The following is an 18,727-nucleotide window of genomic DNA, read 5'->3' as shown; positions in this document are numbered from 1 at the left end:
AAAAAACAAAACAAACGTTTTCTTCAAATCACTACCTGTTGATCTTCTTTAAATCCTTACCTGCCACATTTTTCCGGCCTTCCCGGCGGATGATGCGCGCCGCCCGCTTAAATTCACGAACAGCATAACCTTCCCGTCCCATGAGCCGATATATCTCACCCAATTGATAACGCCCTTCGGCGTCATTGGGAACTAGTTTTAAATATTTCCGCAACTTGCTAGCTGCACGTTTATACTGTTCCCGCTCCCCAAGGATGATACCCAGTCCTTTTAGCGCGGTATAGTTTTCCGGATTGACCTTGAGTGCCGCCTCGAAAAGGTCATAGGCCTCGTTTTGAAAATTATTAAACAGAGCCTGTGCACCGAGACGAGCCAGAAAAATTTCGTCCTCGTTGTACTCTTTTTTCAACCTTTTATAAACATCTGAAGCCTCGCTTCCGCGCCCGGCCATTTGCAAGGCCGAAGCAAGCAAGAACCCCTCGAAACGGGGCAGCTTCTTCAACCGGGCATAAGGCTCCAGAATCCTAAGCGCAGGCTCCGGTACACGCTCATCAAGATAGGCCCTTGCCAACTCCACCCGCTCGGTTTCAGGCAATTTTCCGGCAGCCTGTAGCTCCTTGAAAACCCTGATCTGTTCCGCTGGTTTCCCGGCAAAGCCGTATACCCGTGCAAGGTCCAATTTCAGATCATAATTCTTTGGTTCAAGCCCGATGGCCCGTTCGTAATAGGCCACAGACTTCAGATACTCCCCGGCATCGGCCCAAGCCTTTGCCGCCTGTTTGGCAAGCTTGAAATTACCTGGAGATTCATCGGAAATTTCACCATAAATTTTAGCAGCCACAGCAGGACGCCCGGTCCATTCAGCTAACCTTGCCAGCGGTTCCCGGATTTCTATGCGCTTGTAACCACGTGAATACAGCTCATCATAAATGCGGTAGGATTCTTCACTCAGCCCGGCCTTATCCGCGAAATCAGCCCACTTATGCAGGGTCTCAAGATTTTTAGTTCCCTGACCGGCAAAACGGGCAATAAGCAATCCAGCTCTTTCATTATCCCCGGCGGCAGCCCAGACAGCAGCAGCCAACAAGGCCACCTGCTCATCATCCGGGCGAAGCTTGATGGCGGTTTCGGCTGCATCGCGGAAAATGGTTTTATCCCCGGTGTAAGATGCAATCTGAATGAGATTCATCACGTACTCACGGCTGCCCCCGGTCATGATCGCGGCCTTTTTGTAGTACGGATACCCGTCTTTGGGAGAATTCAGCCAGAGCATAATTTCCCCGGCCTGAGCCATTACCAGCACATTTTTGGGCGCAATCTTTTCAGCATAACTGGCGGCCTGCTTTGCCAGCTTCAAATTCTGGGTATCAGCGGCGGCCAGCAACATATCGATGACGTCCTGCTGGTCCTGTTCCTTTTCCAGCAATTCACGGTAAATGCGGTAAGCTTTGTACGGTTGTCCGGCATCACGCCACGCAGACCCGGCAGTACGCATCAAGTTGATATCTCCGGGATAAACCTTAAGAGCCAGCTCCACAGTATCGGCCAATAATTTTTTATCTGCCGTGGATGCTGCGGCATCAATAAGAGTTTGATAATCTTCCAGAATAGCTCCGGGACTATCCACCACCTTTCGCAAAGCATGGTAAGCTTCACGCGGACGCTCGAGGGTCAATAATAATGATCCACGTGTTCGCAGGTAATCAGGCTCAGAAATATCTATATCATTGGTGTCTTCCACCACCTCAGCCATGAGGGCCTTGTCCTCACTGAAAAGAGCTGCACGGAGCATGTCATGGGCATAAACAAGCCAATTGCCCAACCTCTCGGCTAAACTGCGGAACAAGGAAACGGCCTTACCGTGCTCTCCGGTCAGCATGTAAACATTACCGAGATCCCGGTGATGCGCTTCATTGTCCGGCTCAAGAACAACCAGCTTTTCCAGCACATCCTTAGCCACATCATGCCTGTCGGCACTACGGGCCATCCATGCGGTTTCAGTCAGCAGCGGCACGTTTTCCGGACTGATTTTGAGCAATCTTTCCGCCACATCCAAGGCCCGAGCATAATCACCAGCCCAACCCAATACCTTAACCAATTGCACCCTGTTCTCAACATCTAACCCAGTTTGTTTGTCCATACGGGCGGCATATTCATAACCATCTTCCATGCGGTCTACGGCCACAAAATATTCCAAAACATAAACGACGTATTGCAGGAAATCGACCTCACCCCTAAACTCAAATTCAGCCTTGAATTGCTCACCTACAATGAAAATCCGCTGGATCAGAAAATTGAGGTATGGGTCATCCAAGTTTTGGGCATGTTCAGCCCCCAACAAATCTATCTCGTCATTAAGAACGAGCATAAAATCACCGCTGAACGGCCTCTTGCCCTGCAATTCATTGAGCTTAATTATGGCATCCACTTCATGCGAAACCATATTAAAGTAGCGGTAATACATGACCATCTGCTGCAATGGTTTCATCTTTCCCGGTTCAAGATTTGAAAGCTTCTCCCATGTATGCAGAGCTTCACGGGGCATCACATTCCACTCGTAAACCTGCACCAATTTTCTAAGCTCGGGTATGCGCTGAGGCTTCTGCTTAAGTATTTCCTCAAGGCTGGCAATGGCCTTATCTGGCATCCCCCGCTTGAGGTAGACATCTGCTCCGATGGTCAAAAGCCGTAAATCGTAAGGATCTTCTTCAAGAAGTTCATTAAGCAGATCCGCAGCTTTGGAGATTTCACCGCTCTTCAGGTACAACGGAACCATATCCCTCGGAAAAGGATAGATAAGTACGGTTGTCCCGATTATGATGAGTACGAAAAGGAGTACCCGCCAGAGCTTTATGTTCAAATCAGATCAATCTCCATAAAACCTGTTGTCACACCGTTAACCTGTAATATTCCGTCACTGTTGCTGCTAAGTTCAAGTGGCGGTCCATCCTTACGGAGAACCTTGTATTTCCGGCCCGGCATAAGCCCGCCCAGAGCAAAATTACCTTTGCTGAAACATTCAAAATCAAAACGCACACCCTTTGTTGTACGCTCAAAATTGCGCACCCAGCCGGACCCGTTCTTAAGATAGGCAAAGTTATCGTTAACCGTCATATCTGCACTCAAAACAATCTCCGCACGCGCAGTTCCGGGCCGCAGATGCACAAAAATGCCTTCAGGCTGGATGTCATACCCGAGTACATTTTTACATTTTGCAAGATCAGGAACTCGCTCCATTCCGTCCAGCCGTACGGAAAGACAATCCGCATAGTTGCGGAAAACAAAATGATCCGGGCCAAGCTTCTCCACCCTAGTAGCAAGACAACCATTGACCATTTTGATGTAGGCAGAAGCAAAAACCCGTGCCGCATCCTGACTGAGAGCCCATTCGTAAACATCCTCAAGAGCCTTGAGGGATGCGAATTTTTCACCGCTATAAAAATGGTAGTAGATATCAATGGGCATGATCCTACGCGGGGAACCGGTCCTCTTCATGGTATCCACAATATTGCGGAATCCGAAGTAAGGGCCTTCCCAAAGATTGGTCAGGATGTTTTCGTTGGCCTGCCCAGTATAAATTTGGTTGTGCTTACCCAACGCACGGTAAAGTGGAGACACCCCGAAATAAGAATTACGACGGGCATCAAAAACAGTATCCCCGCCATTCATGTTCAAGATTCCAGCCTTATCAGCAATTGCAACCTGATCTTCTGTTGGTTCGCACATGCCAGACCAAAACAAAACGCGACAGGGCTTTTCCACAGGAGCAAGATTTTCAGAGATGTAATCACAGGACCCAACTATCTCGTAACGGGCATCAAACTTATATCCTTTAATTTCATACTGCCCGATGACAAAATCTTCAGCGTATTCCTTTGAGTCACGGGTCTTGGCATTCCAAGCAAAAGGATGAGTATAAGAATGGGAAGAGGTCTCCACATTGTCCATTTCAAAAAGAGTCCGGGCCATACCTACATTATCCAGACTGCCTTTGACCGCAGGGTTAATCTCCCCTGCAATAACTGAAGCGGAATTAGGGAAATCATAGCGTTCAAAAATGCGCTCCATGATGATTTCCCCGCAGACCTTCTGCTTATCAATCTCAGTATAGCCAGCAAAACCGTCCCCATCGATATGCGCGAAAGCAACCCGCTTACCATTCAAGGTCGTCGGGGTCAGTGCGGGCATTCCCTTCAGATCCAAACAAGCACGTAAAAAGTCAAAAGGATTCAAGTACCATTGTTTCTGGTAATTAACAGGGTCCTGCCAGCGCATGTAGCCGTCGAGAGCAAAACCACCACGCGGCCCCACGCCCACAGCTGCTGCCTCAGTACCGGGCTTTCCCTTCAGTCCTACACTTACCCATGAACTGACGTCTTCCCCGGTAGGAACAATCTGCATATACTTTTCAGGAAACAACGGCAGCTTACGCTCAAAATTCATATACTCCGGGTCAACATATTCATATTTCAGGCGATAATCATCGTTGGTAGCATTGCCCTGATAGGAAAATCCGAGATTGGAAAAAACTTTCTTTATCAACAGCAATTCAGCGGGACTCTTATCAAAATCACTGAATGCCCCCAGCGTTCCGGCAATAATGACCTGCTTGCCCTGTTCCTGCTGCCTGATCAGCCAAGCAAGAAAATCATTGGGCTTGTTCATCAAGTCTTCTGAAAATGAAGTAAAGACTGCCCGGTATTCATCCATTTTTTTATCGGAAGGCAATGGACGGACCGCAACATCACGCACCTCGTACAAAAAACCGAGATAGTTCAGGGGAGCGGCAAAACCTTCGATAAAGCTGTTGTCCACGGCTGTACGTTTCTCGGCACCATTGTAGAGAACCAGCACCTTACGCTTGACCGGTTCTGCGTAAGCGCAAGACAAACTAAAAAAGACAATCAGAAACGCGAAGACAAGTCTATTTGCCAGACGCATGAATAAACACCTCATTTAAAGCGGGAGTGCTGACATAAGGAACAAAGCCCAGTTTACGTGAAAAGTCGTAAGCCTTTTCAATCTCCTGCTTATCCTCGGCAGGAACATAATCAAGAGTCAGGACCACCAGCTTCGGGTTGACTTTCAATGCCTCTTCCGCCTTGGAAATAAGAAAATTACGATCCGCTTCAGAAACATCCGTGCGGGTGGAAGTAGCCAGATCCATGGAACTGCTAAGTCCCTCAATCAGCAGATAATTAAGATATGGAGCAGAACGCCGGAGAATCTCAAATCCCCGGTTTTGACAAAGCAGCAATTTGGGATACTTTTCCCTGATAGCCCGAACCAAATCCACGCAAGCCCGCTCAGTCCCTTTATACGTATCCGGGTCCCTGCGCTGCATATCAATGGGAGAATCCAGCGTATCAAAAAAAAGCCCGTCATATCCCACCGCCAATGCATCGGGGATTATGCGGGTAAAAAGCAATTCGCTCCACTCAGGGCGGCGCACATCCACCACCCATGAATCCCAATTTTCATTATGACGCACAAGCAGCCCCAGACGTTTAGCCTCCGCATAGTAAGGACCGTTCCCGGCAACCTCGCCGAGACTGATATAATTCAGGACCTTCACCCCTTTTGCGCGCAGAGTAACCGGGTCCTGCCCACCGGGAGTAGATACCAACAACTCAAAACCGGACAGCTTATCCGCCCGGTCCGCGCTTCCGTAATAGCAGGCCCATGAGTCGACAGCATTACTCCCGCCAAAAGCAAAAGTCCTGCCGAAGAGGGTAAAAGAGATCACAAGCAGTGCGACTATTGTGCAGAAACGGCTGACATTGCTGCCACCATTTCCGCAAGGGTTTCCTGCGCTACGCTGTTCAGAGATTCCGTACATCCGAAAAAGCACCCTCCGCTCTTTGAAGAAGATGAAGCCCAAAGCACGTTACCGGAAGAAACATCAATCATACGCAAATTGATACCCACGGTCGGACTCTGGTTAACCCCGCGCTTGTACTGATATTCGGTCACCGAACCATAAATAACGGTATCAACACCAAGTTTAGTTCCAAGCTTCTGAGCCACGACATCTTCCATAACAAATTCAAGATCATCCTCATCACCCTTGATACGCTTAAACATATCGGTAGATTCCATGAGATCAAACTTGGTAGAAGCATAAAGTTCTGTAGTCAGCAAATCACCGACCATACGCCCTGCATTAGGGGTATTGGTTAAGTTAACCAAAGGGAGAACAGCCGCATGACGGGTCTCACTGGCAACGCCGTTGGGTTGTACGTAGTCTTTCATGTAAGTACCGGAACATCCGGCAAGAAATAAAATAAAAATCAAAGTAGTGAAAAAGCTCTTTTTCACAGCACCCTCCTTAATTTATCGGAAAATTTAGTTTTTAATCCTATTTAAATATACGGATTAAAAACTAAAACCATCCCTGTCTAAAGACCGGAATTATAACTATACATTAAAATACTCATTTAGTTAGAACACTATAATCCTAATCCATGGCTATGCAAAGTATTATTTATTTGTAACCTTCAAAAATTACATTATTTTTTTGCACTGCAATCAAATACAGCACACTTTAATTTTATCTCACCCCATGCTATTATGCCAAAACACAAAATATCAACCGGGAAAATTCTAATTATGAAAATACAAGCTACAATCATTCTGACCTTGCTATCTTTTATTGCCGCCTGCGCATCAACCACAACTAATTCCCCCTCAACCACCGCAAAAAAACAAACTAAGCAGGAAACAAGAATGCCCCAGAAACACAGTGAAATAAATAGCTGGGCCTACCAGCTGCAAGGCCCGTCAGTGCCGGAACTGGCTGAATCCCCGTACAATCTACTGGTAATTGATTATTCAAAAGACGGTTCAGATAAAAAAAAATTTACAGCCAAAGAAATCTCCCTCCTTCATAGATTCAACAAAACCGTACTCTGTTACTTTTCCATAGGTGAAGCTGAGGAGTACCGTTTTTACTGGAAAAAAGAATGGGCTGAAAATCCACCTCGCTTTCTCGGACCGGAAAACCCCAACTGGGCCAAAAATTACAAGGTAAAGTACTGGCGCGAAGATTGGTGGGAAATGGCTTTGCGCCCCTATCTGGATCGCATTATCGAAGCCGGATTCGACGGAGTATATCTGGACATAGTAGATGCATACTGGTTCTGGCACGAGCAGGGCATGGAAGTGCAGGACACAGCGGATGAAATGGTCAAGCTGATCAAAAGAATCGCGAATTACACCCGCAAAAAGGCCGGGGAAAATTTCATAATCTGCCCCCAGAACGGCATGGGAGTGTTTAACGACTGCTCTCCAGAATACAAAAAAGTCTACTTCAAAACAATAAACATGGTAGGCCTCGAAAGCCTGCTGTTCAACATCCATAGTGAAGGTGACAAAAACTACCGCTTGCAACTGGCTAAAGAACTTGCAGATGCGGGCAAAACGATCCTCGACGTAGAATATATAGAGCCGTCCCAATATGCCGATTACTTAAAGCAGGTTAAAGCACTCAATTTCAAGCTTATCCCCTACGGTTCAACACCTGATGCAGAGCTGGATGGAATTACAGACTTTTGGAAATATAAAAAATAGCACCGTCTAAATATGCTATATGCGGAGCATAATAAAAGGTTTTGAAAGGGAATCCAAAGGGAAAACTTTTGCAAAAGTTTTCCCTTTGGCCGCCGGAGGCATCCCTAAAAACTAAACTTCAATATCCCACCCGCATGTAGCGCATTAAGCGCAATAGCTATGCCTGCCAGCATAACCAGCCCGGCACTCAGCACAGGCAGATTCTCAATCCACTTGCGAGAACCGGAAAACCTTTCGGTAAGTTTCGAGGCCCGCACGGTTAAAATACCGATAATGATCAGCACTGCGGCAAGCCCGAGACTGAATGCGAGAATTAGCAGCAGTCCAAATACAATTCGCCCGAAAGCGACAGAAGCCAAAAGCACCACCAGAGCGGTAGGACAAGGAACCATTCCACCGGCAATACCGAGACTAAGCATGGACCACCATGAAACAGGAGCGGACTCGCTTTCATAGTCATGATCATGCGAATGGCTGTGATGGTGATCATGAGAATGGCCGTGGTCGTGATGATGGGAATGCCCATGCTTGTTTAAGGCCCTGCGCGCCAGCATCATGTAGCCGACCACAAAGACCAACGTACCGGAAAATGCCCCCAACCACGGATAAAGATCGCCGGGCAGAAAATAGCGCGAAAGCAGCAAGGCTACGATACCAAGCACAATCACGCTGGCAACATGGGTGATGGTTACGATGGTCCCGAGAGTGAAGGCATCACGCACACGTCCACTGCGCCCGATGAGATAGGCCGCAACCATGGCCTTGCCATGTCCGGGACTGAGCGCATGGCCCATACCCAGAAAGAAAGCCAGCCCAAGAGCGAAAAGGATAGCCCCCGGTCCAAGATTTTCCTGCGCAAGATAATCCTTGAGCGCAGCTTGGCTGGAATCCTCCTGCGGACTGGGCCGGATTCCGTTATCATCTACAGTTGGCGTCGGAGTGGGAAATGAAACTCCCTGCCCTTCAATCTTCTTGGCAAAAAACTGATAATTCAATTCCCGCGAATCAGGCGAAGTCTTGACCACGCTAAACTGCGGATCAGCCTGCACCTTCCACTTCAGCCACTTGAGTTCCCCGGTCTGAAAATTATTATCGGAAAATTTCAGGTAATGCTTGCCGAAATCCTCTTTTGGCAGAGGGATGGCGTAGACCAGATTTGAACGCAGTCCGTTGTTATACCCGCCCGGTGCCGGGGAAACTGAATCATAATAAAGTTCAGGAACCACAGCCTTCTCATCCAAATATATTTCTAAATTCGGCAATAGCAGTGCATGAATATCACGGGCAAGCTTACGTTCCTCAGCAGCTGAGACCTCACCGTCATGATCGGCATCAGGAATAAGCGTGGCGGTAATGGATGGGCCGATGGAAGTATCATAAACTATAAGCAGTCTTGCGCCTTCATTCATGACTGTGGTTTCCTGCACAACTTCTCCCAGCGGGTGGGCCTGCACAGCCACTCCATACAAGCAGCAGATCAGAACTAAATATGAGATAAACAGCTTTCGCACTTCAGATTGTTCCTTGTGATAATTTCAATTCGTTAGAGGCAAGTTGTCATAGATAGAAGTTGACAGCAACCGTGCACATAGCTATAGCTCATAAAAAATGACCAGCGGTCACTTTATGACCACAGGTCGCAAAAACAGCTAATTAGAAGACCAAATGGCTAGAAAACAACAGGAAAAATCGCTCCAGACCAAGAAAGAGCTCATGGAAGCAGCCAACGAACTTTTCGGAAAGAAAGGTTTTATGGAAACCACGGTGGCGGAAATCACCAAGCATGCCGGATACGCCAAAGGCAGCTTCTACCGCCACTGGGTGAGCAAAGACAAACTCTTTCTGGAGATTGTGGAAGAAAAGCTGACCGAGTATCGCAACTCCCGCGACGATCGACTGGACAAGGCCGAATCCCTTGAAGAAGTCATGAATATCATCTGGGATTTTTTGGAAAATATTGTTCGCGACCAGAACTGGGCCAAGGTCTTTCTGGAATTCACCATCTATGCCTCGCGAGTGCCTGAACTGCGTGAAGATTTGAGCCTGAGCCAGTACAGGCTTTCCGAGGAAGTCTTTGCCGATCTGGTCCGCGATTTTGTGGAAACAGATTATGCGCCTGAAAAAATCGGAGCCTTCAACACCGTACTCTTTGAAGGATATATGGTCCGCAGTTCCATTGAAAGCGGATTCATGATTCAAAGCAGCAACGGTGCCGGACTGATCGGATTTGATGATGTTCGCGAAGCCGCCGTAACTCTGGCCTTAACTAATGGACTTAAAAAAGCTGAATAATCAGCCATTTTGCATAAATAAACCGGAGGGAACATGAAAAAACTTTTGATTACAGTAGTGGCCGCAGCCATGTGCATGTGCGCCCTGCCCCTTACTGCTGGTGCTAGATCCGTCAACCTGACCTACTCAAACTTTTTCCCACCCACCCACATCCAGTCCAAGCTGGCCCAGCAATGGAGCGATGAAGTAACTAAACGCACTGACGGACGTGTAACCATTGCCTACTTTCCCGGCGGCACGCTGACCAAAGCCAAGCAGTGCTACGACGGTGTTGTGGAAGGCCTTTCCGATATCGGCATGTCCGCGCTGGCTTACTCCCGCGGCCGCTTCCCGACCATGGCCGCAGTTGATTTGCCCCTTGGCTACAAATCCGGCGTTGCAGCCACCAAGGTTGCTAATACGGTTTACGATAAGTTCCAGCCCAAGGAACTGCGCGATGTAAAAGTACTTTTCTTTCATGCCCACGGTCCCGGACTGCTTTTCACTGCCAAGAAACCAGTCAAGACCCTTGAAGACCTCAAAGGCATAAAACTGCGCGGAACCGGTAACTCAGCCCAGTTGCTCAAGGCACTCGGCGCGGCCCCGGTAGCCATGTCCATGCCTGATACTTATCAAGCCATCCGCAAGGGTGTTGTAGACGGCGGCGTCTACCCCATGGAAACCAACAAGGGTTGGAAAATGGGCGAAGTTGTTGATTACTGTACCCTCGATTACCCGGTCGGTTACACCACCACCTTCTTTGCTGTAATGAACAAGGACAAGTGGGATGCTATTTCTGAACAGGACCAGAAAATAATCATGGATATCAACAAAGAATTCGCAACCAAACATGGTCAGGCATGGGATGAAAGCGACAAGGAAGGCCGCGAGTTCCTGACCAAGAAAGGCGGGCAGTTCATCGAGCTGAGCGAAGCTGAAGGCAAACGCTGGAAAGAAAAAGCCGCTCCCATGATGGATGCGTACATCAAGAAAGCTGGTAAGAAGAAACTCGACGGCAAAGCAATTCTCGACTTCACCGTAGAAACTTTAAATAAAGTACAATAATCACATCAATATAGGTTTTATTCCCTCCGCCCTGTTCTGCATGGCGGGGGGAATTTAGTAAATTTGGAGATTGTAGTGGGTAATCAAGCTTTAAACCTCATTGATAAATTTGAGGCACTTTTAAAAAACATCGCCGCCATCTGCTTGATCGGTATGGCACTTATGACCGGGGCGGACATTATTTCACGCGGCGTGCTGGATACCCCTATTTTCGGGGTCGAAGATATTGTTGCGGTTCTGGCTGTACTGACCACCGGGCTGGCCCTTGGTTATGCCCAGTCCCAGAAAGCAAACATCGGCGTGGAATTCCTGTATAGCAAAATGAACGCCCGCACCCGGCGCATTGTCAGGATCATCACCACTTCCATGAGCGTTGCTCTTTTCAGTATGGTCACTTGGAGACTTTACCTTTACGGCTGCTCCATGCGCGAGGCAGAAGAAGTCTCCATGACTCTTGAGCTGCCTACTGATATGGTCATTTTCGCACTCGCTTTCGGTTTCGGTTGCTTTACCCTTACCTTGCTGAAAGAACTCATCTTGCTTTTCACAGGGGAAGAATAAATGGAACCGACAACTCTAGGAATTATAGGCATCTTTGTGATGCTTGCCCTGCTCATGACCCGCATGCCCGTGGCTTACGTCATGACCCTTGTGGGCTTTGGCGGCTTCTCCATGCTCATCTCCGTAAAAGGCGGCATGAACCTGCTTTCACGCAACTTTTACGACACTTTTTCATCCTACAGCCTGTCCACCATTCCGCTGTTTATCCTTATGGGCCAGTTGGCCTTTAACAGCGGGATCAGCCGCAGGCTCTACAGCACGGCTTACCATTTTCTAGGACATATTCAGGGCGGACTGGCCATGGCAACCGTTGCCGCCTGCACCGCCTTCGGCTCGGTCTGCGGCTCCAGCCCTGCTACCGCTGCAACAATGGCAACAGTCGGCATCCCGGAAATGAAACGGTACGGCTACGCCAATTCCCTTGCAGCTGGTTCCGTTGCTTCCGGCGGGGGACTTGGCATGATCATGCCGCCCAGTATCGTGCTGATTGTTTACGGAATCCTTACCGAGCAATCCATCGGTGAATTGTTCATGGCTGGAATCCTGCCCTCGGTAGTGCTGACCATCCTGTTCATCATCGCCATTGCGTTGGTCTGTCACCGTGATCCCAGCCTCGGACCCAAAGGTGAAAAATTCCCCTTGAGTGCCAAACTGAAATCTCTCATGGGACTTATCGATACCATTGCCGTATTCGCCCTTGTAATCGGAGGAATGTTCTTTGGATTTTTCACTCCCAACGAATCCGCTGCGGTGGGTGTGCTGGGCATTCTCATACTGGGCATCATCAAACGTCAGCTCAGCTGGCAGGCCTTTGTTAACTCATTGTATGAGACCCTGCGAACTTCGGTGATGGTGCTCTTCCTCGTGGCCGGGGCTTTGATCTTCGGTAAATTTCTGGCCGTGACCCGCATCCCTTTCAATGTGGCTGCATGGACCGCATCCTTCGACCTGCATCCGCTGATCATTGTATCAATGATACTGTTTGTTTACTTTATCGGCGGCTGCATCATGGACGCGCTGGCCCTGATAATGCTGACTATCCCGGTCTTCTATCCGGTCATCACCACACTGGGCTTCGATCCCATCTGGTTCGGAGTCATCATCGTGTTGGTCACCCAGATCGGAGTCATCACACCGCCCGTAGGGATCAATGTCTACGTGGTCTACGGCATGGCCCAAAAATTCGCCCCGGATATCACCCTTGAGGATATATTCAAAGGAACCATGCCCTTTTTACTGGCAATTCTGGTAGGAATTATTCTCTTTGCCATCTTCCCGCAGATAATTTTATATCTGCCACAGGCTATGTATTAGAAAGAAACAAGAACAAAATTTGCTCGGCAACAAGGTCGGGAATACTTCAATTATTGCGTTTGCTGCTTCATAGACGGCTGCGATTATTGCTTAAGGACATTGCGATATATAAATAAGGAAAGTATCTGGATATTAATTTTTAAGTCAGGAAAAGATCAATATATAAGCCACAGTGCCTCATGAAGGTTCTGTGGCTTTTTGTGACCTCCGCTAATTCTTGACATATTGATTTTTTTAGATTTATTTCAAAAATAGCACCCCGCAGAAACGAACATGTTCACCACTCTTAAAAAAGAGCGTCGCTTATGTCTTTAAATGACAGCTTAAAAAACAAAAATATTTACTCCGGTCTTGTCACAACTGTATTAAGTTTACAGCATGTAATTATCCTTTTCGTCGGGATCGTATTAGCCCCAGCAATGCTTACCAAAATTCATGGGCTAAGCAGAGGTGAAACCCATTACATCATTTTTATAACAACAATCGGCGCAGGTCTTTCCACGCTTCTTCAGCTTTGGAAATTCAACCGAATCGGACTGGGAATGCCCATGTTCATGGGTACCTCCGGTGCATTTATGTCATGCGCCCACGCCGCTATGAGCATGGGTGGATTTTCTCTATTTTCAACGCTGGTGCTAATGGCTACACCTTTTCAAATTATGTTCAGCTACGGCATCAGGTTCATGCGCCATATTCTGACCCCCACAGTAGGTGGCGTTATCATCATGCTCGCCATGACCGGACTCTTAAAAGATTCCATGAAAACATGGGTAAGTGCAGGATCCATTAGTGACGGATCAGGAGGACTAGATATACTTGTTGGAGCTGTGACTATTTTGGTCATGATTTTTGCAGAATGGTTCGGACGTGATAGATTGAGGCCATGGGGACTTTTTTTAGGAATCTGCGCCGGGATCATTGCCAAATTCGCTATAGATGGAATTGACTTCACCAGAGTTCAACATGCAGCATGGCTGGGGCTTCCCCCTTTGCATTGGCCAGAATTAAACTTCGATATATCTAACCTAGGCCATTGGGCTACTTATTTCACTTTCATTGTTTCTATGCAGGTAACAAGCATCAAATATGTAGGTGATGCAATGGCACTGCAAAGGGTGGCTAATCCTGAACACAGAAAAACAAACTTTGATGCTATTCAAGGCGGTCTCTATTCCAACAGCATAAGCATGGCCCTGACCTCCATTGCAGGCGGGATGCCCTCTTCGTCTCATTCACCAAACATCCCGCTCATGGAAATCACTGATGTGGCAAAACGCCGGGTCGCCATCATAGCGTCTATTATGTTGATGACTCTTATCTTTTCCCCAAAAACTGCACACATATTTGCTTCTATACCGGGAGAAGTTATGGGAGCTGCCGGGGTGGTACTTGTGGCGCATCTTTTTTCAACAGGAATGCGCATGATTGCTGCCGAGCTTGATTATCGTAACGGAGTCATTGCCGGATTATCTCTCAGCATAGGCCTTGTTGCAGGAAACGTTAATTTTTTCCCTGATGCATTTCCAGAATTTATCAGACCTTTGACCGGTAACGGTTTTGCTGTCGGAGGATTGGTAGCTGTTGGCTTAACGATACTCACCAGACTGAGCATCAAGCACTTTGTACTCTTTCATGTAAAACCAAACACAGAGGAAATTACAACCATACGTCGCAAAACTTCATCATTCGCTACCCGTGCAGGTATGAGCTTAAAACAATCAAATTATCTGGATCTCGCCTGTGAGGAAATTTTTATTCATGCTCTTTCAGAATTTGAACAGGAAAATATAAAAGGAACCATTCGATATAAAGCCTATCGTTTAAATAAAAGAATCTGCGTAGAAATATCTTTCGGTTCAAGAATTGAAAGTGAACTTGATGATGTATGCGAAATATCAGAAAACATCGAACACATAGGGGAAAAAGAACTAAACAAGCTAGGTTTGATACTTTTGGGCAGAATAGTTGAAAACATTACTCATCAGAATATGGGTGAGTATACTTATATTTGTTTTGATATGGGGATAGAGTAAAATTTTTCAGCTAGATTTTATGCTTAAAAAAACAATTTACTCTTTAATCAAATATCCGGCAGGCACATTGGTCCAAGGTAATGTCTTAATCCTCACTTCAGGCTTGTCCGCAAAAAACTCATCCACTGCCTTGGTCTCACCAGGCCATTGCTGAATCCCATACTCATCAAACAGGATAACCCCGCCCCTGCTTAACAAGGGCCAGAACGCCTCTAGTGCTGCCTTAGTAGGGGCATAAAGATCACAATCAAAATGAATCAAGGAAAAGCGCACCCCGGGATTCTCCTCAACAAACCTCTTGCAGGTTTCTTCGATCTGCCCTTCAACAAGCTTAATTCGAGGTTTTTGCGGAATGAAACGATCATTATCAAAAAGCTTAATTGCATCCAAAAGTTCCTGATAATGGTCCTTGGGCGAAAATCCACCGATCATCTTATTTGACTCTTCAATTGATTTCCCATCTTCAGGCGCGAAAGAGGTAAATCCCTCCCAATTATCGAACCCCCAAACAGTCTTGGTACGGTCTCCAATACAATATGATTCAAGCAGGTTTGCCCAAGTAAAAAGCCCCATCCCCCTAAATACGCCGAGTTCTGCGATATCGCCGGGAACCTCAAGGGTCATATGAAATAATTCAGAGTGGGCCAGAAATCTTTTAATCCATTGCCTACGCCCCAATACCATCCAATGCTTGGCTGCATCTAAGGCAGAAAAACCATGTTCGACACAATGTTCGGCAATCTTCTCTTCTACATCGCTGTCACTCAAAGACTTGGCAAATCCGTCAAAATTATTTGTCATTTTCCACCTTGAGATCAAAAAGTTTATAGGCATCCAGAGGCCTTATGCGATCAACATTTGGGGTTACATATTTATCAAAGAATTCATCATCTTCACCCAACAAACAACAAGGATGAGTCCCTTGAAACCATTTACTTGTCAGTAAAGCCGCGCGGGCTTCTGCCAGAGATGTGTCTTTAATATTTCCCAAAGTGTACTGACAGAAATTGCAGGGAAAAATCTCGCCACTGGCGCTCACTGCCATAAAATTCTGCCCGGCAGGACAATGGTCTATGCCATTGCAATCATAGATGTCCCGACCTATATGCCGTTGTCCATTTGGCAAATTACCATTAGATTCAAAAATACCCTTCAGCTGTGATGCCTCATCAGGTGTAATCCGTATATCCCTGATCCCGTCCCATTTCCCCACTGGCATAGCGACCTGAATTTCGACCCTGACCTGCAATTCCCTGCCGATCTCCAGAACCTTCTTGAAACTATCCTGCTCAATAGTTTTATGCAAAACCACTGTGGAGACAGCAGAATGAAGCCCTTCAGCAGTTGTCATTTTTACCGCATCAATGACTCTTTTAAATGCTCCAACCATCCTATTGGCATCATGCTCCGCCGCGAAACCGGAATCAAGACTGTAACATATCTTATCAACGTCTAAGGCTTTTAATTCTCGAATTTTATGAATATCCATTTCCCAACCATTGGATACTACATTAATATAAGTTTCCTTAGGATGGATCATTTCTATAATGCTTTTCAGTCTATCAAACTCAAGAATAGCCTCTCCGCCCTGCAGGACATAATGAAAAACACCCAAATCATAGGCTTCTTGAGTAAACTTCCGCAAATACTCAAGGTCAACGTCTGGCTGTTGCTTGAAAACAGAAGCATAGCAATGAGAGCAAGACATATTACATCGATTGGTCACGTCTAAAGCAATTGTACGCAATCGGTCAGAAGTATTGTTTGCCTGTCTTTTATGAAGTAAGTATTTATCTTGAAACATATACCCGAGGAATAATTTATTAAATATGTAGAGTCAAATCATCGCTTACTTAAAAAAACATCTGCATACCCGCCACCAGCACAATCATAAAAATGATGGTCATCCCGGTCCCGGCCCGCAGGTAATCCACAGCCTTTAATCCCGCAGGACGCATGATCAGTGCATTCACCTGATGTGTCGGCAGGATGAACGTATTTGATGCAGCCAAAGCCACGGTCATCGCAGCCACACGGGGATCAGCCCCGCAGGAAAGCGCAAGGTTCATGGATAATGGAACAAGTAAAACCGTGGCACCGACATTGGAAGTGAAAAGAGTAAAAAAAGAAGTCAGCAAACCAATACAGATAAGCAGCACGGTTGGCGAAGGCACGCCCACTGCATTCATGAGCATATCCGCAATCAGTTTTGCGGCCCCTGTATTCTCGAAAGCAAGCCCGAGTGGAATCAAACCAGCCAGAAGAAAAACAGTCATCCAATCAACTGAACGGTAGGCTTCATCGATTGTAAGCACGCGGCCCAGAATCATGGTCATAGCCCCGAAGAGAAGTGAAATGGAAAGCTGAATATCCAGCACCAGAATCATAAACATAGTCACTGCCAGACAAACTAAAGCAAAAGGGGCCTTATCCTCGCGCAACAACTCACCTTTAATAGGCTCAGTGAAAACAAGATCATTCTGATCCTTGAACTGATGAAAAGCACTCCACTTGCCGTGCAGCAACAAGGCATTACCTTCACTGACAACCAAATTAGATAAATCGCTAATTATCATTTCATGCCCACTGAACACTGCCAACGGCACAACACCATATTTTTTACGCAACTGAATCTCGCCAACAGTCATGCCTACCATTTGCGATCTGGGAGAAATAATACCTTCCATGATCCCGGCATTAGTAGAAGCAAGGTCATCAGCAAACACCTTGATTTCCGAAGAAATTACCCACCCGAAATCTGCTGACAATCTTTCAATGAACATGGCCTCACCGATTACTGCAATGGTATCCCCCGGACAAAGTGTATCTTCAGGGCGAGGGGCAACATTTCTTTTATGGGTAATGGCGTTGTAGGAAGCTAGGACAGAGCAGGCATAATTTGAACGGATCTGCAATTCGGACAGACACTGCTCGCGAAAACCGTGGTCCGGAATTGTCATTTCATAAATTTCACCTACATCATGGTAGGTTTTATCGAGCAATGGAGAAAGTGGCCCGCTAACCTTGCTAGCCTTACTTCGTGGAAGAATCCATTTCCCGAACACACTGAAATAGAGCAAAGCACAAACAATTAACATTACCCCGATGGGCGTCATGCTGAACATACCAAAATGCTCATAGCTTACACCGCGTACAGTCAGCAGGTCATTCAGCAAAATAAGGGGACTTGATCCGACAAGGGTAAGTGTTCCCCCAATAATGGCGCAGAACCCCATGGGCAGCAAAATGTGTGAGGCCGGAACACCAGTCTGAATGGAAATGCGTCTAGCGGCAGGCATAAAAAGCGCAGCCGCTCCAATATTCTGCATAAACCCAGAAATCCCCGCTACAGTAGCGGAAACCATTGAAGTGATCTTGTTTTCATCATGGCCAGCGAATTTAAGGATCAGTTGCGCAAGCTTATTCATTACCCCGGTTTTATCCAGCCCCGCCCCGATAATGATCACTGCAATGATGGAAACAACTGCATTACTGCTCAAGCCACTGATGGCCTGCTCAGGTGTAACCAGCCCAAGTAAAGGCAAACAAACCATGACCATAATACCGACCATGTCCACGCGCACCCATTCAAAAACAAAAAAGAGTACGACCAGAAAAAGTACCGCAAGAACAAGAATTATATCAGGAGTGATTGGCATAACTGGATAGCATTTCCTTTTATTCCAAAATTATCAGATTTATTAAAAATGCCTCACTTCCATTTGTAAGACAAGGAAGAGTTTTAATTGGATGCTAAAATGAAGAATGAAGTGCCCTATAGATGACGGACAGTCTTCGAGAGGTTAAGGTCAGCTCATGGAGAGACAGTCATGAGTAACCGAGAGTATTCAGAAGAATTTAGGAAGTCTGCCGTCAAGCTCGTCACCGATCTAGGCTATTCATATAACGAAGCT

At 46.8% G+C, this 18,727-nt stretch carries 14 protein-coding genes; 6 read left to right on the top strand and 8 right to left on the bottom strand.

The features are described 5' to 3' along the window. Nucleotides 1-31: 31 nt before the first annotated feature. The 4 genes from D0S45_16420 to D0S45_16405 are packed head-to-tail and all read right to left on the bottom strand — an operon-like array spanning nucleotide 32 to nucleotide 6,318. Nucleotides 32-2,860 carry a hypothetical protein gene (locus D0S45_16420; protein TIH12910.1) on the bottom strand — a complete coding sequence of 943 codons (2,829 nt, stop codon included), beginning with the start codon at nucleotides 2,858-2,860 and terminating at the stop codon, nucleotides 32-34. After that, nucleotides 2,857-4,941 carry a polysaccharide deacetylase gene (locus D0S45_16415; protein TIH12909.1) on the bottom strand — a complete coding sequence of 695 codons (2,085 nt, stop codon included), beginning with the start codon at nucleotides 4,939-4,941 and terminating at the stop codon, nucleotides 2,857-2,859. Before D0S45_16415 ends, D0S45_16420 begins: the two co-directional genes overlap by 4 nt. Further along, on the bottom strand, nucleotides 4,925-5,746 hold the full coding sequence (locus D0S45_16410) for a hypothetical protein (GenBank protein ID TIH12908.1): 822 nt from the start codon (nucleotides 5,744-5,746) through the stop codon (nucleotides 4,925-4,927). Before D0S45_16410 ends, D0S45_16415 begins: the two co-directional genes overlap by 17 nt. An 11-nt stretch (nucleotides 5,747-5,757) precedes the next feature. Then, nucleotides 5,758-6,318, bottom strand: a complete 561-nt coding sequence (locus tag D0S45_16405) for a penicillin-binding protein activator LpoB (GenBank protein TIH12907.1) — start codon at nucleotides 6,316-6,318, stop codon at nucleotides 5,758-5,760. A 291-nt stretch (nucleotides 6,319-6,609) separates the two neighbouring features. Here D0S45_16405 and D0S45_16400 point away from each other — a divergent pair, with 291 nt between their 5' ends. Next, complete coding sequence (locus D0S45_16400) at nucleotides 6,610-7,569, top strand: hypothetical protein (protein ID TIH12906.1); 960 nt, start codon at nucleotides 6,610-6,612, stop codon at nucleotides 7,567-7,569. 104 nt (nucleotides 7,570-7,673) lie between these two features. Here D0S45_16400 and D0S45_16395 read toward each other — a convergent pair whose 3' ends face one another. Next, nucleotides 7,674-9,080, bottom strand: a complete 1,407-nt coding sequence (locus D0S45_16395; GenBank protein ID TIH12905.1) for a high-affinity nickel-transporter — start codon at nucleotides 9,078-9,080, stop codon at nucleotides 7,674-7,676. A gap of 154 nt (nucleotides 9,081-9,234) precedes the next feature. Between D0S45_16395 and D0S45_16390 the strand changes: the two genes are divergently transcribed. The 5 genes from D0S45_16390 to D0S45_16370 all read left to right on the top strand — a co-directional run bounded on the left by D0S45_16390 (nucleotide 9,235) and on the right by D0S45_16370 (nucleotide 14,813). Beyond that, a complete protein-coding gene (locus D0S45_16390) occupies nucleotides 9,235-9,861 on the top strand; it encodes a TetR/AcrR family transcriptional regulator (GenBank protein ID TIH12904.1) in 627 nt (208 codons plus the stop codon). Nucleotides 9,862-9,894: 33 nt separating this feature from the next. Continuing rightward, on the top strand, nucleotides 9,895-10,905 hold the full coding sequence (locus D0S45_16385; GenBank protein TIH12903.1) for a C4-dicarboxylate ABC transporter substrate-binding protein: 1,011 nt from the start codon (nucleotides 9,895-9,897) through the stop codon (nucleotides 10,903-10,905). A 75-nt stretch (nucleotides 10,906-10,980) separates the two neighbouring features. Next, nucleotides 10,981-11,466, top strand: a complete 486-nt coding sequence (locus D0S45_16380) for a TRAP transporter small permease (GenBank protein TIH12902.1) — start codon at nucleotides 10,981-10,983, stop codon at nucleotides 11,464-11,466. Beyond that, the gene (locus D0S45_16375) at nucleotides 11,467-12,780 is read left to right on the top strand and encodes a TRAP transporter large permease (protein TIH12901.1); all 1,314 of its coding nucleotides are present in this window, start codon (nucleotides 11,467-11,469) and stop codon (nucleotides 12,778-12,780) included. Nucleotides 12,781-13,085: 305 nt separating this feature from the next. Beyond that, entirely contained in the window at nucleotides 13,086-14,813 is a 1,728-nt protein-coding gene (locus D0S45_16370; GenBank protein ID TIH12900.1) for a hypothetical protein, read from the top strand. A 36-nt stretch (nucleotides 14,814-14,849) separates the two neighbouring features. Here the strand turns inward: D0S45_16370 and D0S45_16365 are convergent, their stop codons facing one another. The 3 genes from D0S45_16365 to D0S45_16355 are packed head-to-tail and all read right to left on the bottom strand — an operon-like array spanning nucleotide 14,850 to nucleotide 18,472. Beyond that, nucleotides 14,850-15,614: a macrocin-O-methyltransferase gene (locus D0S45_16365; protein ID TIH12899.1), complete on the bottom strand. Its 765-nt coding sequence runs from the start codon at nucleotides 15,612-15,614 to the stop codon at nucleotides 14,850-14,852. Next, the gene (locus tag D0S45_16360) at nucleotides 15,604-16,617 is read right to left on the bottom strand and encodes a radical SAM protein (GenBank protein TIH12898.1); all 1,014 of its coding nucleotides are present in this window, start codon (nucleotides 16,615-16,617) and stop codon (nucleotides 15,604-15,606) included. The genes D0S45_16365 and D0S45_16360 overlap by 11 nt, the downstream gene beginning before the upstream one ends. 49 nt (nucleotides 16,618-16,666) lie before the next feature. Beyond that, entirely contained in the window at nucleotides 16,667-18,472 is a 1,806-nt protein-coding gene (locus D0S45_16355) for an SLC13 family permease (protein TIH12897.1), read from the bottom strand. Nucleotides 18,473-18,727: the final 255 nt, after the last annotated feature.

The organism is Marinifilum sp. JC120, assembly GCA_004923195.1.
Lineage (GTDB): Bacteria > Desulfobacterota > Desulfovibrionia > Desulfovibrionales > Desulfovibrionaceae > Maridesulfovibrio.
Note: the sequence above shows the minus strand (reverse complement) of the source record. Positions and strands in the feature narration are given on the sequence as shown.

Excerpts from the sequence above, each read along its gene's own strand:
- D0S45_16415 (TIH12909.1), bottom strand. The coding sequence starts at position 4,941 with ATGCGTCTGGCAAATAGACTTGTCTTCGCGTTTCTGATTGTCTTTTTT.
- D0S45_16400 (TIH12906.1), top strand. The coding sequence starts at position 6,610 with ATGAAAATACAAGCTACAATCATTCTGACCTTGCTATCTTTTATTGCC.
- D0S45_16390 (TIH12904.1), top strand. The coding sequence starts at position 9,235 with ATGGCTAGAAAACAACAGGAAAAATCGCTCCAGACCAAGAAAGAGCTC.
- D0S45_16385 (TIH12903.1), top strand. The coding sequence starts at position 9,895 with ATGAAAAAACTTTTGATTACAGTAGTGGCCGCAGCCATGTGCATGTGC.
- D0S45_16375 (TIH12901.1), top strand. The coding sequence starts at position 11,467 with ATGGAACCGACAACTCTAGGAATTATAGGCATCTTTGTGATGCTTGCC.
- D0S45_16370 (TIH12900.1), top strand. The coding sequence starts at position 13,086 with ATGTCTTTAAATGACAGCTTAAAAAACAAAAATATTTACTCCGGTCTT.
- D0S45_16365 (TIH12899.1), bottom strand. The coding sequence starts at position 15,614 with ATGACAAATAATTTTGACGGATTTGCCAAGTCTTTGAGTGACAGCGAT.
- D0S45_16360 (TIH12898.1), bottom strand. The coding sequence starts at position 16,617 with ATGTTTCAAGATAAATACTTACTTCATAAAAGACAGGCAAACAATACT.
- D0S45_16355 (TIH12897.1), bottom strand. The coding sequence starts at position 18,472 with ATGCCAATCACTCCTGATATAATTCTTGTTCTTGCGGTACTTTTTCTG.